Annotated in this window: 13 protein-coding genes and 4 tRNA genes; 8 read left to right on the forward strand and 9 right to left on the reverse strand. The window is 68.1% G+C overall.

The window, feature by feature from the left end:
• Positions 1–178: 178 nt before the first annotated feature.
• The 6 genes from nusG to UAJ10_RS20585 form a co-directional block, all read right to left on the reverse strand.
• Positions 179–709, reverse strand: coding sequence for a transcription termination/antitermination protein NusG (gene nusG / locus UAJ10_RS20560; protein WP_004271317.1), 531 nt, complete (start codon positions 707–709; stop codon positions 179–181).
• Between the two features lie 4 nt (positions 710–713).
• Entirely contained in the window at positions 714–911 is a 198-nt protein-coding gene (gene secE, locus UAJ10_RS20565) for a preprotein translocase subunit SecE (protein WP_040842369.1), read from the reverse strand.
• 104 nt (positions 912–1015) lie between these two features.
• A tRNA-Trp gene (locus UAJ10_RS20570) sits at positions 1016–1091 on the reverse strand.
• A 355-nt stretch (positions 1092–1446) separates the two neighbouring features.
• Positions 1447–2637 (reverse strand): elongation factor Tu, encoded by a 1191-nt coding sequence (gene tuf / locus UAJ10_RS20575; RefSeq protein ID WP_322916196.1) that lies wholly within the window; start codon positions 2635–2637, stop codon positions 1447–1449.
• A gap of 65 nt (positions 2638–2702) precedes the next feature.
• Positions 2703–2776: transfer RNA gene (locus UAJ10_RS20580), tRNA-Gly, on the reverse strand.
• A gap of 97 nt (positions 2777–2873) precedes the next feature.
• Positions 2874–2959, reverse strand: a tRNA-Tyr gene (locus tag UAJ10_RS20585).
• A 170-nt stretch (positions 2960–3129) separates the two neighbouring features.
• On the opposite strand from UAJ10_RS20585, the gene rlmB reads away from it, so the two are divergent.
• Positions 3130–4110: a 23S rRNA (guanosine(2251)-2'-O)-methyltransferase RlmB gene (rlmB, locus tag UAJ10_RS20590; RefSeq protein WP_322917084.1), complete on the forward strand. Its 981-nt coding sequence runs from the start codon at positions 3130–3132 to the stop codon at positions 4108–4110.
• A gap of 46 nt (positions 4111–4156) precedes the next feature.
• A tRNA-Thr gene (locus UAJ10_RS20595) sits at positions 4157–4232 on the forward strand.
• A gap of 57 nt (positions 4233–4289) precedes the next feature.
• On the opposite strand, the gene UAJ10_RS20600 is transcribed toward UAJ10_RS20595, so the two are convergent.
• Both UAJ10_RS20600 and phoU read right to left on the reverse strand, forming a co-directional pair.
• A complete protein-coding gene (locus UAJ10_RS20600) occupies positions 4290–5051 on the reverse strand; it encodes a hypothetical protein (protein ID WP_322917085.1) in 762 nt (253 codons plus the stop codon).
• A gap of 139 nt (positions 5052–5190) precedes the next feature.
• Positions 5191–5904 (reverse strand): phosphate signaling complex protein PhoU, encoded by a 714-nt coding sequence (gene phoU / locus UAJ10_RS20605; protein ID WP_322917086.1) that lies wholly within the window; start codon positions 5902–5904, stop codon positions 5191–5193.
• A 295-nt stretch (positions 5905–6199) separates the two neighbouring features.
• Between phoU and UAJ10_RS20610 the strand changes: the two genes are divergently transcribed.
• The 5 genes from UAJ10_RS20610 (at position 6200) to UAJ10_RS20630 (ending at position 11845) form a co-directional block, all read left to right on the forward strand.
• Positions 6200–7501, forward strand: a complete 1302-nt coding sequence (locus tag UAJ10_RS20610; protein WP_322917087.1) for a pentapeptide repeat-containing protein — start codon at positions 6200–6202, stop codon at positions 7499–7501.
• Between the two features lie 227 nt (positions 7502–7728).
• Positions 7729–8607: an N-carbamoylputrescine amidase gene (aguB, locus tag UAJ10_RS20615; RefSeq protein WP_322917088.1), complete on the forward strand. Its 879-nt coding sequence runs from the start codon at positions 7729–7731 to the stop codon at positions 8605–8607.
• Positions 8608–8775: 168 nt separating this feature from the next.
• On the forward strand, positions 8776–9240 hold the full coding sequence (locus tag UAJ10_RS20620) for a helix-turn-helix domain-containing protein (RefSeq protein ID WP_040848567.1): 465 nt from the start codon (positions 8776–8778) through the stop codon (positions 9238–9240).
• Positions 9241–9338: 98 nt separating this feature from the next.
• Positions 9339–10502 carry a succinylglutamate desuccinylase/aspartoacylase family protein gene (locus UAJ10_RS20625; protein WP_322917089.1) on the forward strand — a complete coding sequence of 388 codons (1164 nt, stop codon included), beginning with the start codon at positions 9339–9341 and terminating at the stop codon, positions 10500–10502.
• Between the two features lie 236 nt (positions 10503–10738).
• Positions 10739–11845 (forward strand): bactofilin family protein, encoded by a 1107-nt coding sequence (locus tag UAJ10_RS20630; RefSeq protein ID WP_322917090.1) that lies wholly within the window; start codon positions 10739–10741, stop codon positions 11843–11845.
• Here UAJ10_RS20630 and UAJ10_RS20635 read toward each other — a convergent pair.
• Positions 11839–12312: an Rrf2 family transcriptional regulator gene (locus tag UAJ10_RS20635; RefSeq protein ID WP_322917091.1), complete on the reverse strand. Its 474-nt coding sequence runs from the start codon at positions 12310–12312 to the stop codon at positions 11839–11841. The two genes, UAJ10_RS20630 and UAJ10_RS20635, sit on opposite strands and share 7 nt — an antisense overlap.
• 138 nt (positions 12313–12450) lie before the next feature.
• Between UAJ10_RS20635 and UAJ10_RS20640 the strand changes: the two genes are divergently transcribed.
• Positions 12451–13338: an NAD(P)/FAD-dependent oxidoreductase gene (locus UAJ10_RS20640; protein ID WP_322917092.1), complete on the forward strand. Its 888-nt coding sequence runs from the start codon at positions 12451–12453 to the stop codon at positions 13336–13338.
• Positions 13339–13383 lie beyond the last annotated feature (45 nt).

Raw genomic sequence — 13383 nt, forward strand, 5'->3', positions numbered from 1 at the left:
ACGTCCTCAACAACAATCCGGACGGAACCCCGGTCAAGGGGCGCCACCCGGATCTGCGGGATGCGTGGTCCGGTTCGCCCCATGGACTTCGGCCCCGTTGCCGGGACCTTCGGGCTTACCTCCCACGCGGGGAATGGGAAGGCGCCCCGGGTTCCGAAGAACCGGGGCGCCGTCCCGCTTAAATCTTTTCGACCTGCGCGTACTCGAGCTCGACGGGGGTCGCACGGCCGAAGATGGACACCGCCACCTTGACCCGCGCCTTGTCCTCGTCGACCTCCTCGATGAGGCCGGTGAACGAGGTGAAGGGGCCGTCGGTGACGCGCACGTTCTCGCCCACTTCGAAGTGGATGGAGGGCTTGGGCCGCTCGATCCCTTCCTGCACCTGGTTCATGATGCGCAAGGCTTCCGCCTCGCTGATGGGCTGCGGCTTGCCGCCGCCACCCAGGAAACCCGTCACCTTCGGCGCGTTCTTCACCAGGTGCCAGCTCTCGTCCGTCAGCTCCATCTTCACCAGCACGTAGCCGGGAAAGAACTTACGTTCGGAGTTCACCTTGGCGCCGCGGCGCACCTCCACGACCTCTTCGGTCGGGACCAGGATTTCCTCGAACTGATCTTCCAGACCCTTCTGGGCGGCCTTCTCACGAATCGACTGAGAGACCTTCTTTTCGAATCCGGAATAAACGTGAACAACGTACCAACGCGCGGCCATGACCTTAGCCTCCGATACCGAAAACGAGGCGGACAGCGAACGCGATGATCTGATCGACCGCCAGGAAGAACAGAGACGCGACGATGACCATGAGGAACACCATCCAGGTGGAGATGACCGTTTCCTTGCGGGTCGGCCACGTCACCTTGGCGATCTCACGGCGCACTTCGCGCGCGAACTGGGCAGGACTGGTCTTCGCCATAAGGGCTACGCCACCACGTTCAGAGCTACTCGTCACACTGTTTCGGCATCGCTGCCGTCACCGGCCCGCTTGGCCGTCCGGACACGCTGTTCAGCGGGACGACGTGGCAGGAGTGGAGGGGATCGAACCCCCAACCCCCGGTTTTGGAGACCGGTGCTCTACCAATTGAGCTACACTCCTACGTCGCCGGCCGCAGTTTCCCGCGTCTCGGAGGGCCGGTTTATTCACCATTCGGAACCGCTTGTCCAGATAAAACAGCATACCCCTCGTATGCGGGGCAGATCTGCGTCTGTACAGGCGGCCGGTGGGCCGGCACCACCTTCCCCCAGCAGCCTTAAAGGCCCGGAAAGAACGGTGTTTTCAGGGGTTTGACCGTCGGCGCCCAGGATATTCCCGGAGACCGCCGGAGGGCCTCCGACGACCCTCCCCCTACTTAAAGGCAAGGGGCGCCACCGGCCGACCGGGGCACCCCTCACCAAATCGCATGGGTGCGGTGGGCCTTCAGGGAAGACCCGCCGCGCGACCCAAACGTCCCTTAGGCGATGATCTTCGCGACCACGCCGGCGCCGACGGTGCGGCCGCCTTCGCGGATGGCGAAGCGCAGGCCTTCGTCCATGGCGATCGGGGCGATCAGCTCCACGGTCACCTGCACGTTGTCGCCCGGCATCACCATCTCGGTGCCTTCCGGCAGCGAGACCATGCCCGTCACGTCCGTGGTGCGGAAGTAGAACTGGGGACGGTAGTTGGTGAAGAACGGGGTGTGACGGCCGCCTTCTTCCTTCGTCAGGATGTAGGCTTCGGCCACGAACTTGGTGTGCGGCGTGATCGAGCCGGGCTTGGCCAGAACCTGGCCGCGCTCGACGTCCTCACGCTTCGTGCCGCGCAGCAGCGCGCCGATGTTGTCGCCAGCCTGGCCCTGGTCCAGCAGCTTGCGGAACATCTCGACGCCGGTCACGGTCGTCTTGACCGTCGCCTTCAGGCCGACGATCTCGATTTCCTCGCCCACCTTCACGATGCCGCGCTCGACACGGCCGGTCACCACGGTGCCGCGGCCCGAGATCGAGAACACGTCTTCGATCGGCATCAGGAAGGGCTTGTCAACCGGACGCTCCGGCTGCGGGATGTAGGCGTCGACCTGCTTCATCAGCTCCAGGATGGCGTCATGGCCGATCTCGGGGCTGCGGTTCTCCAGCGCGCACAGGGCGGAGCCCTTCACGATCGGAATGTCGTCGCCAGGGAAGTCGTAGCTGCTCAGCAGCTCGCGCACTTCCAGCTCCACCAGCTCCAAGAGCTCGGGGTCATCGACCATGTCGACCTTGTTCATGAACACCACCAGAGCCGGCACGCCGACCTGACGGGCCAGCAGGATGTGCTCGCGGGTCTGCGGCATCGGGCCGTCGGCGGCGGACACGACCAGGATCGCGCCGTCCATCTGCGCGGCGCCGGTGATCATGTTCTTCACATAGTCGGCGTGGCCGGGGCAGTCGACGTGGGCATAGTGACGGTTGGCCGTCTCGTACTCGACGTGCGCCGTCGAGATCGTGATGCCGCGCGCCTTCTCTTCCGGCGCCTTGTCGATCTGGTCGTACGCGGTGAACGTCGCGCCACCGGTTTCAGCCAGCACCTTCGTGATCGCAGCCGTCAGCGACGTCTTGCCATGGTCAACGTGACCGATCGTGCCGATGTTGCAGTGCGGCTTGGTGCGCTCGAATTTCGCCTTGGCCATGGTCTTGTCCGCCTTTGCCTGACAGTCTGAAGTTAAGCTTTAGGATTTCGCGTGGAGCTTTGTACTGGAGCGGGTGAGGGGAATCGAACCCCCGTCGTAAGCTTGGAAGGCTTCTGCTCTACCATTGAGCTACACCCGCCTAAGTCTCTGCCGCCCCATACCCCGGAACTGCTTCGCGCACGCGGGGAACCAGTAAACCCACCCCTCATCACTGGGGGGCGGTTTTACCGGCAAAGTGGTGGAAGGGGTAGGATTCGAACCTACGTACGCTAACGCGGGCAGATTTACAGTCTGCTGCCTTTAACCACTCGGCCACCCTTCCGTCGCCGCGTGTCCGACCGGGGTCGAAAACGGTGGACAGGTGGGTAGGCGTTTCGACCCCCTCCTGTCAACGGGGAAATGTTGGTCGGATGAAAAGACTTGGCGGCAACCGTGCCATGCCCTGCGGAAAGCAGTGGCAACCCTGCACCGCTTGGCGCTAAGGATGGCACCATGAAGCGATCTGGATTTTCCAACCAGGGTGGTTCCCGCACCGGCGGCAACGGCCCCTCCTCCCCCAATTCCCCCCGTCCGCCCCGCGATGGCGGCCGCCCGGGCGCGTCCACGCCGCGCGGCCAGGGCGAGCGCCCGCGCGCGCAGGAGGGTCGTGCGGACGGCGCGCCGCGCGCCGATGGACGGGCCGAGGGACGCGGTGAGCCCCGGGGCGGCGCCAAGAAGCCCGCGGCCCCCAAGGCCACGCCCAAGCCCGGCATGCTCTATGGCCAGCACCCGGTGGTGGCCGCCTGGACCAACCCCGAGCGGCGCTGCAAGGCCCTGCTGGCCACACCGGCGGGCCTGGAGCTGATGACCGAGGCCTTCGCCCAGGCCAAGGCCGCCGGCCTCGCCCGGCCCGAGCCCACGGTGGTGGAGCGCGAGGCCCTGGACCGCCTGCTGCCGGCCGGTGCCGTGCACCAGGGCCTGGTGCTGGACGCCGGCGCCCTGCCCGAGCTGGACATCGCCGACGTCGCCCGCGCCTGCGGTGAGACGGACATGGTGGTGGTGCTGGACCAGGTGACCGATCCGCACAACGTGGGCGCCATCCTGCGCTCCGCCGCCGCCTTCGGCGCCAAGGCCGTCATCGTCCAGGACCGGCACGCGCCGGAGGTGACGGGCGTGCTGGCCAAGACCGCCTCGGGCGCGCTGGAGGTGGTTCCCCTGGTGCGGGTGACCAACCTGTCCCGGGCGCTGACCGAATTGCGGGATGGCGGATTCTTCTGCGTCGGCCTGGCCGAATCGGGCCCCAAGCCCCTGCACGCGCTGGACTTCCCCGGCCGCGTGGCCGTCGTCATGGGCTCCGAGGGGGATGGGCTGCGCCGCCTGACCATGGAACGCTGCGACGCCCTGGCCCACCTGCCGACCCAGCCCCCCATCGGCAGCCTGAATGTGTCGAACGCGGCCGCCGTGGCGCTTTACGAGGTCGCGCGGCGACGCTAAGGTCTGCGCGCGTTCCGCACCCGGGAGCATTTCTGGGATCTTGGGAGCCGGCTTAGCTCAGTTGGTAGAGCAACCGCCTTGTAAGCGGTAGGTCGCGAGTTCAAGTCTCGCAGCCGGCACCAGTCTTGGTTTTTCGCCCCCGCCGGACGGCTTCGGGCGGCCGCAGCCACGAAACGGCGTCAGCGAATCACGTAGGGCTTGTGCCCCAAATCCAGTCCGACATTGCCTTCGGGCACGTCGTTGAAGCTGCGGTAGTGGGTGCCCGGGCCGCCGACATATTCGGCCAGCGCGTCGTCGTTCACATAATAGACCGCCTGCGAGCGATAGATGTAGTAGCCGTCCCGGCTGATGGAGACGGTCAGCATCAGTTCGGTCGAGGTCTCTTCCACCGTGGCGCGGGCGGTGTCCAGCGCCAGGCCGCCGGCCGCGGCCGTGATTCCCCAGGGCATGGCGTCCAGCATGAGCTTGCCCACGGCCACGCCAGCGCCGAGGGCCGTCAGCGGGCCGGGCACGGTGTGGTTGGCGTTGGTGAACTTCGGATGGGCGATGGCGTTGGCGTCGATGGCCACCGCAACCACGTCGGGCTTGGGCTCCATGGCCACGGCGTGGCCGTTCTGGACGAAGGCGGTGGTCAGCGCCTGCTGGAAGGCGTCGGCGAAGGTGGTGTCGCTGTGCCGGGTCAGATAGATCTGCACCGGCGGTTTTTGCCCCGTCTGCTCCTGCAGGTAGGCGGAAACTGCCGAGGCCACGTCCTTGGCCACGATCACCCAATGGGCCGCCGTTTCCATCTTGTACTGCGGCGGCGTCAGGAAGGCGGCCGCCATGGGCCGTTCCGAACAGCCCGACACCAGGCCACCCGCCAGCAGCAGGCCGCCAAGCGCCGCCGCGGGCAGGGCGCGGAGGTGGGAGGAAAGTCGGGACCGGAGGGCGGCGCGGGGCATGGGGCGGTTCATCTCTGGCGGCTCGATTCTGGAAGGGAAGCCGCCACCGGACGGTCCCCCACCCGTCACCCCAGCAAACCACATGCCAGATCTATGCCCGGTATCCGGCGCAACACCCCCGATGTCACACTGGCGGGGGTCACGCCGGCGGCGTGACGATGGTCAGCGCGGTGTCGTCCCCCTTGACGCGCTCCGCGTCGGGGGCCTGCCCCAGCACCTGGAAGCACAGCGTCTCGGCGATGTTGGTCGCGTGGTCGCCGATACGCTCCAGGTTCTTGGCGGCGAACATCAGGTGGGTGCAGGCGGTGATGCGCTGCGGCGCTTCCATCATATAGGTCAGCAGTTCGCGGAACAGGGCGGTGTAGGCCAGGTCCACCTCATTGTCCGCCTCGCGCACGGCCAAGGCCGCCGCCGCGTCGGCATCGGCATACGCCGTCACCACCCGGGTCAGCATGTCGTTGGCGGCGTCGCCGATGCGGCGCAGCGAGCGGGTCAGCTCCACCTCCGGCATCTGGTTCAGGGCGAGCGAGCGCTTGGCCACGTTCGCGGCGAAGTCGCCGATGCGTTCCAGGTTGTTGGCGATCTTCAGCGCCGCCACCACCTCGCGCAGGTCCCGGCCCACCGGGGCCCGCAGCGCCAGCAGCTTCAGCGTCTGGTTCTCGATCTGATTCTCCAGGGCGTCGACCAGGGCATCGTCGGCCATGACGGCGGCGGCCAAGTCGCCATCCCGTTCCAGCGTCGCCTTCAGCGCCCGGCTCAGCTGCGTGGAGGCCAAGCGCCCCATATCCGTGATGGTGCGGTGCAGCTGGGCCAGTTCCTCGTCATAGGACGCCACGATATGGCCGGTCGACATTGGCTCTTGTTCCTTGAAAGCGGTAAACGGCGAAAACGATGAGCGGCGGCATCCCCGGAGGGGGCCGCCCAGGATTTTATCAGGACCTGAAAGGATGACGGCCCCCGATTCCGCCCGGGTCCCGTCCCCCTTTTACCCGCGGCGCGGGCTGCGGATTCACGACCTAGCTTGTCCAATGCGCCGCCAGCGTCAATGTTTTCTTAGCAAAGGGGTAGGATGATTAGTTGTAACCAGTCCAAAAGAAATACAGACTGCCCGCAAATTTGTGATCGCTGCTGAGGGGCCCGATCGGGGCATGACACCGCACGAACTGATCGCCGTACTGGAAAAGCACGATCGCTGGCTGAAGCGGAAGACCGGCGGGGCGCGGGCCATGCTGCCCCTGGTCGACCTGCAGGGCGCCAGCTTCGTCGGCATGAACCTGCAGTCGGCCAAACTGTCGGGCGCCAACCTCACCGGCTGCGACTTCACCACCGCCAACCTCAGCATGGCTGACCTGTTCGCCGCCAAGCTGACCCGCGCCGTCCTGATCAACGCCAACCTGTACCGCGCCGACCTGCGCGGCGCCCACATGCGCGGCGCCCGCCTGAAGGGCGCCATCCTGCGCGAGGCCGATTTGCGTGGCGGCGCGCTGCTGGACCGCCGGGGGCCCGGCCAAGTCAGCATGCAGCAGTCGGACCTGCGCGGCGCCGACATGGACGACGCCCTGCTGTCCAGCGCCAACCTGGCGGGCGCCGACCTCAGCGAGACCAGCATGGTGGGCGCCGATTGCTCCGGTGCCCAGCTGTCGGGCTGCAACCTGGCCAAGTCGGTGCTGAAGTCGGCCAACTTCACCAATTGCGACATGCGCGGCGTGAACCTGTCGGGCAGCAACCTGACGGGCGCCGTGCTGCGCGACTGCCGGCTGACCGGCGCCACCCTGGCCGGCGCCATCCTGATGAACGCCGACCTGACGGGCGCCAACCTGGACGGCGTCGACCTGACGGGTGTTGACACCACGGGCGCCAACCTGGCCCGCGGCTCGGAAAACTTCTCGGAGAAGATCCAGAAGGCGCTGGGCCACCACCGCACCTGGATCCTCAGCAACGGCGCCAAAGGCATCCGGGCGGAGCTTGCGGCCGAGGACCTCAGCCATATCGACCTGAAGGGCGTGAACCTCAGCGGCGCCGACCTGAAGGGCGCCAAGATGGTGGGCGCCAAGCTGCGCGATTCCATGTTCATCATGTCGGACCTCGCCGGGGCCGACCTGCGCGGCGCCGACCTGACCGGCGCCACCCTGGACGGCGTCAGCCTGCGCGGCACCGACCTGACGGGCGCCAAGCTGGACGGGGCCGAGATCGGCTCCGTCGACATCAAGGGGCCGGACGGCCGTCCCATCGGCCGGCTGTGGCCCGCCAACCTGGCCGACGCCCTGCTGCTGAAGGCCAGCCTGCAGCGCGCCAACCTGCGCAGCGCCAACCTGTCGGGCGCCGACCTGCGCGGCGCGGACCTGTCCGGCGCCAACCTGATCGACGCCAACCTGCGCGGCGCCCAGCTGGAGGGCGCCATCCTGGACGGCGCCGCCATGCCGGCCCAGATCGACGACGACGACGAATAAGCGCCGCCATCGGGATCCGCGACCTACCCTGGTAGTACAGGTGGCGGCCGGCTCCTCGTCGGTCCTCGCCCCCGGCGCGCGCAGGCTTGCCCCCACGAATCGGCCAGACCGCTGGAACCTGCACCACCCCGCACCATCTAAGGCGCGACGGCGCGCTAGTGCCTGTCACGAAGACGGTTATCATGGACCCGGTTTCAGATTGGGTTGCTGAAGGAAGGGAGTGCGCAATGCGACAGGTGACGGTGGCGGCCACCCAGACGTGGTGCGACTGGAACAAGGGGGGCAACATCGACCGGGTGGAGGCGCTGGTGCGCCGCGCCGCGGCCCAGGGTGCCCAGATCATCCTGCCGCAGGAGCTGTTCGAGACGCCCTACTTCTGCATCAACCAGAAGGCCGCCCACTTCGCCCACGCCGCCCCGGCGGAGGGCCATCCCGTGCTGGCCCGCTTCACCGCCCTGGCGCGCGAGCTGCAGGTCGTCCTGCCCACCAGCTTCTTCGAGCGGGCAGGCAACGCCTACTTCAACTCCCTGGCCATGATCGACGCCGACGGCAGCATCCTGGGCATCTACCGCAAAAGCCACATCCCCGACGGCCCGGGATATCAGGAAAAATTCTACTTCAGCCCCGGGGACACGGGCTTCCAGGTCTACAAGACACGCTACGCCACCATCGGCACCGCCATCTGCTGGGACCAGTGGTTTCCGGAGGCCGCGCGCGTCATGGCCCTGCAAGGGGCGGAGATCCTGTTCTACCCCACCGCCATCGGATCGGAGCCGCAGGATCCCACCCTGGACAGCCGCGACCACTGGCAGCGGGTGATGCAGGGGCACGCCGGCGCCAACCTGGTGCCGCTGGTGGCCAGCAACCGCGTGGGCACCGAGCCCGACGACGACCGCGCCATCACCTTCTACGGCTCCTCCTTCATCGCCGGACCCAAGGGCGAGAAGGTGGCGGAGGCGAATCGCGAGGAGGAGACGGTGCTGACCGCCACCTTCGACTTGGACGAAATCGCGAAGGTCCGTTCCTCCTGGGGGGTGTTCCGCGATCGCCGGCCGGAGCTCTATGCGCCCCTGTTGACCCTGGATGGACGCACACGCAGGGGTTGACGGCAAATCATTGCCAATTCAGTAGGCAAATGCCGCGTTAACCAACAATAACCATTACAAATGTGTCATGCATTGGCCTCAACTGCCGCATCCTCAGATAAATCCTTTTGCCAAGGGCGATTCTGCGATAAATGAGGGGCGGCAGTTGTTAAATCGAGGTCAATACAAATGGGTGCTCAAAAGAGCTCTGTGACCGGTACCCTTGCGTCCGCGTACTCACTTTCCAAGCGCGGCGAGGGTCCCAATCCTATCGATATCCATGTCGGCAATCGCTTGCGCTTACGCCGTACTTTGCTGGGCCTGAGCCAGGAAATCCTGGGTGAGGCCGTGGGCATCACGTTCCAGCAGCTGCAAAAGTACGAGCGGGGCATGAACCGCATCAGCGCCAGCCGGCTGTTCAACCTTTCGCAGGTGCTGGGTGTGCCCGTCGGGTACTTCTTCGAAGACCTGCCGGCGACGGAGCAGGCCACGCGCATCGCGCTGGGCAGCGAGGAAGGCGAGACCATGGCCCGGCGCGAGACGCTGGAGCTGGTGCGCGCCTACTACCGCGTGCCGGACGGCGCCGTGCGCCGCCGCGCGTTCGACCTGCTGAAGGCCCTGGGTGGCGACGTTCGGGAAGCCGAAGACGCCTAAAGCCTGAAAGCGTCACGTTTTTTCAGGTATATTGCCGACCGCCGGATGGTCCCCATCCGGCGGTTGCCTTTTGGGGCCCCTCACCCGCGGATGCCGGAATGCCGCTGACCACCGAAGAGATCATCCTGGACCATGGCTTCCCGGGCACCCACCGGGCCGTGATTGTCCATCGCTTCGGCCCGGCAAGCCCCGACGCGTCCGCCCCGCGCCCCAAGGCCTACATCCAGGCGGCCCTGCACGCCGACGAGATCCCCGGGCTGCTGGTGGCGCAGCACCTGCTGAACCGGCTGAAGGCCGCCGACGCGGAGGGCCGCGTGCGGGGCGACATCATCCTGGTGCCCTACGCCAACCCCATCGGCCTGTCGCAAGCCGTGCTGGGCACGGCCATCGGTCGCTTCGCCCTCAGCAGCGGCGTCAATTTCAATCGCGACTTCCCCGACTTGGCCGCGCCGGTGGCCGACCGGGTGCTGGGCCGCCTGGGGCCTGACGCCGCCGCCAACGTCGCCCTGGTGCGCCGCGCCGCCTTGGCCGCCATCGCTGCCTGGGAAACGGCGACCGAGGCGGACAGCCTGCGCAAGACCTTGATGGGCCTGGCCATCGACGCCGACCTGGTGCTGGACCTGCATTGCGACAGCGAGGCCCTGGTCCATGCCTATACCGGCACCGAAGCCTGGCCCGACGCCGCCGACCTGATGGCCGAGCTGGGCTGCCGCGCCGTGTTCCTGGCGCTGGAGTCGGGCGGCAATCCGTTCGACGAGGCCTGCTCCGGCCTGTGGTGGCGCCTGCGCAACCGCCTGACCGCCGGCCTGTCGGGCGCGGTGCCGCCCCTGCCCGCCGCCTGCCTGGCCGCCACCATCGAGCTGCGCGGCCGCCGTGACGTGGACGATGCGCTGGCCGCGACCGACGCCGACGCGCTGGCGCGGGTGCTGATCCGGCGCGGCCTGCTGGCGGGCGACGCGGGCGCGACCCCCGTCCCCGCCTGCCAGGCGACACCGTTGGCCGGGGTGGACCGCGTGCGGGCCCCGGTGGCCGGCGTGGTCCTGTACACCGTGGCGCTGGGCGACACGGTCAGCGTGGGCCAGACGGTGGCGGAGGTGGTGGACCCCGTGACCGGCACCCGCCACGCCGCCCGCGCACGCACCTCGGGCGTCGTCTGGGCCCGGGCGGAGCAGCGCTACACGGCCGCCGGCGCCATCATCACCAGCATCGCCGGCGACCGCCCCCTGGCCGAGGAAGGCAGCGGCCTGCTGACGGCGAGATAGGGCTTTGGTCCCGCGGCACCGCGCGCGCTTTCACAGACACATCGTCACACCCCCGTCATAATGGCCCCCCGCCCGTCCGCGTGGGCGGCCCTTGCTCCTGGGCGCGCTTCCAAGGGAAACTGGCGGTGGGAGAAGACCCGTCGCAGGCGCGGCGGCATCTAAGTCAACGCGGGGATATCATGGTGCGGGGAATTCGGGCGGCGTTGGCCGCTCTCATGGTGGCTGGGCTGGCGGCAATGGCGCCCGCCCCGGCCGACGCCGCCTGGTACACGGGGCGCAACGTCACGGTGGACCAGACGGCCGATGATACGGTCATCGCCTTGGGGCGCAACGTCCAGCTCAACAGCGCGGTGGCCGGCAGCGCCATCCTGATCAGCTCCACCGCCACGGTCGGCGGCACGGTGGCCGACAGCCTGATCGTGGTCTCGGGCAGCACCACGCTGACGGGCCAGGTGGGCGGCGACGTCGTGCTGGTGGCCGGCAACATCGACATGCAGAAGGGCTCCGTCGTGTCCGGCGACGCCACGCTGCTGGGCGGCGAGGTCACGCTGAACGGCACGGTGGCCGGCGACGTGGCCGTGAAGGGCGGCGAGCTGACCGTGGCCGGCACCATCATGGGCGACGTCGACGCCACCTCCGGCAAGCTGATCCTGCAGCCCGGCGCCCACATCATGGGCGACGTCACCTTCAGCGGCGGCCATGCGCTGGAACTGCCGGCCGGCGCCCATATCGAGGGCAAGGTCCAGTACAAGGGCGACGGCATGGAACACCATCGCCACCGCGACCGGGATGAGGACGCCGACAACGACAGCGGCAACGATACCCGTGGCCACCATCACAGCGGCTGGCACATCTGGATGCCCTGGTTCGGCGGCATCGGCATGATCAGCTTCGCCGTCGGCATGCTGCTGGTGGGTGCCGTGCTCTATATCCTGTTCCCCGGCGCGGTCACCAACGTGGCCGCCGGGATCGCCGGCGACCCCGGCCCGGCGGCGGTGAAGGGCCTGGTGCTGCTGGTCGTGGTCCCGCTGTTCAGCCTGTTCTGCCTGATCACCATCATCGGCATCCCCGTGGCCCTGGTGCTGGGCTTCGCCTATATCCTGGCGCTGATGGTGGCGATGCCCCTGGCCGGCTTCGCCCTGGCCGACATGGTGACCCAGCGCCGGGGCCCGCCGGTCAGCCCGGGCGACCGCATCCGCCGCTATGCCCTGGTGGTGCTGATCCTGGCCGTGCTGCAGCTGATCCCCTTCGTGGGCGGGCTGGTGAAGTTCGGCCTGCTGATGATGGGCCTGGGTGGCCTGGTGAGCCACCTGCGCCGCCGGGGACCGGTGGCGGCCTACTGAGCCGCCACCGCGTTAGGACATTGATGGGGGCGGCCCTGGTCCATCGCCGCCCGCAGGGCCTGTCCCTCCGCCAGGATGTCCGACAGATGCACCTGGGCCAGCGCCGATTCCAGCACGGCTTCGGCCTGGCCCAAGGCGCCTGCGATGGCCTGGTTGGCCAGATGCTCCACCACGCATGCCGCATGGTCGGCGCTGGGGCCGATGGTGAAGACCGACGCCGTCTCCAGCGCCCGGTGCACATCCAGCAAGGTGAGATCTTCCAAGGGCCGTGTCAGGCGCCAGCCGCCGCGCGGCCCCTTTTCCGAGGCGACATAGCCCCGGTCGCGCAGGCCCGCCATGGTCCGGCGCACCACCACCGGGTTGGTGTTCAGCATGCGGGCGATGGTGTCCGACGTGGCCGCCCCCTCGTGGCAGGCCATGTGGACCAGCACGTGCGCCATGCGCGCCAACCGCGAATCCTTGCTCAAAACCCCTGACCTTTCCTGGTGACGGCCCCAGCCTAGCGGCCGTCGCCGCTATTCGCAACTGTGACAGTGGCGTATCGCTTGACGGCTCGGATTGAATCGTAATAGTCAGAGTTACGTTTCATTCTCCGGAGACCCAAGATGCGTTACGACGTCCTGATCATCGGCGGCAGCTACGCCGGCCTGTCGGCGGCCCTGCAGTTGGGCCGCGCCCGCCGCCGTGTGCTGGTGATCGACGCCGGCCAGCGCCGCAACCGCTTCGCTGACACCTCCCACGGCTTCTTGGGCCAGGACGGTGTGGCGCCCGGCCGGATCATCGCCACCGCTCGGGACCAGCTGGCGCGCTACACCACGGTGGAGGTGCGGGAGAGTGCGGCCATCGCCGTAAGGGGGGATGAGGCCGGCTTCGTGGTGGAGACCAGTGGCGGTCCCGTGGCGGGCGCCCGCCTGATCCTGGCCAGCGGCGTGACCGACAGCCTTCCCGAGGTGCCGGGCCTGGCGGAGCGCTGGGGCCGCCATATCTTCCACTGCCCCTATTGCCATGGCTATGAGCTGAACCAGGGCCCCATCGGCGTGCTGGCCACCGGCCCCATGTCGCTGCACCACGCGCAGATGCTGCCCGACTGGGGCCCCACCACCCTGTTCCTGAACGGCGCGGTCGAGCCCGACGCCGCCGAGCTGGCGGATTTGGCCCGGCGCGGCGTGACGGTGGAGCGCACGCCCGTCGTCGGTTTCTTCGGCGCGGGCGCCGACATCCGCCTGGCCGACGGCCGCATCATCCCGCTGGCCGGCGTCTTCACCTTGGCCCGCGCCGGCATCACCGGTCCCCTGGCCGCCGAACTGGGCGTGGACATCGAGGATGGCCCCCTGGGGCAGTGCATCCGGGTGGACGTCACGCAACAGACCAGCGTCCAGGGCGTCTTCGCCTGTGGCGACGTGGCGCGCATGGCCGGATCGGTCGCCCTGGCCGTGGCCAGCGGCACCATGGCCGGCGTGTCCGCCCACCGTTCCCTGATCTTCACGGCGTGATGCTACTGAATACCCGGCCATGCTAATTAGGATAGTGCCCATAGC

It is taken from the genome of Nitrospirillum guaranorum, assembly GCF_034653275.1.
GTDB lineage: Bacteria > Pseudomonadota > Alphaproteobacteria > Azospirillales > Azospirillaceae > Nitrospirillum.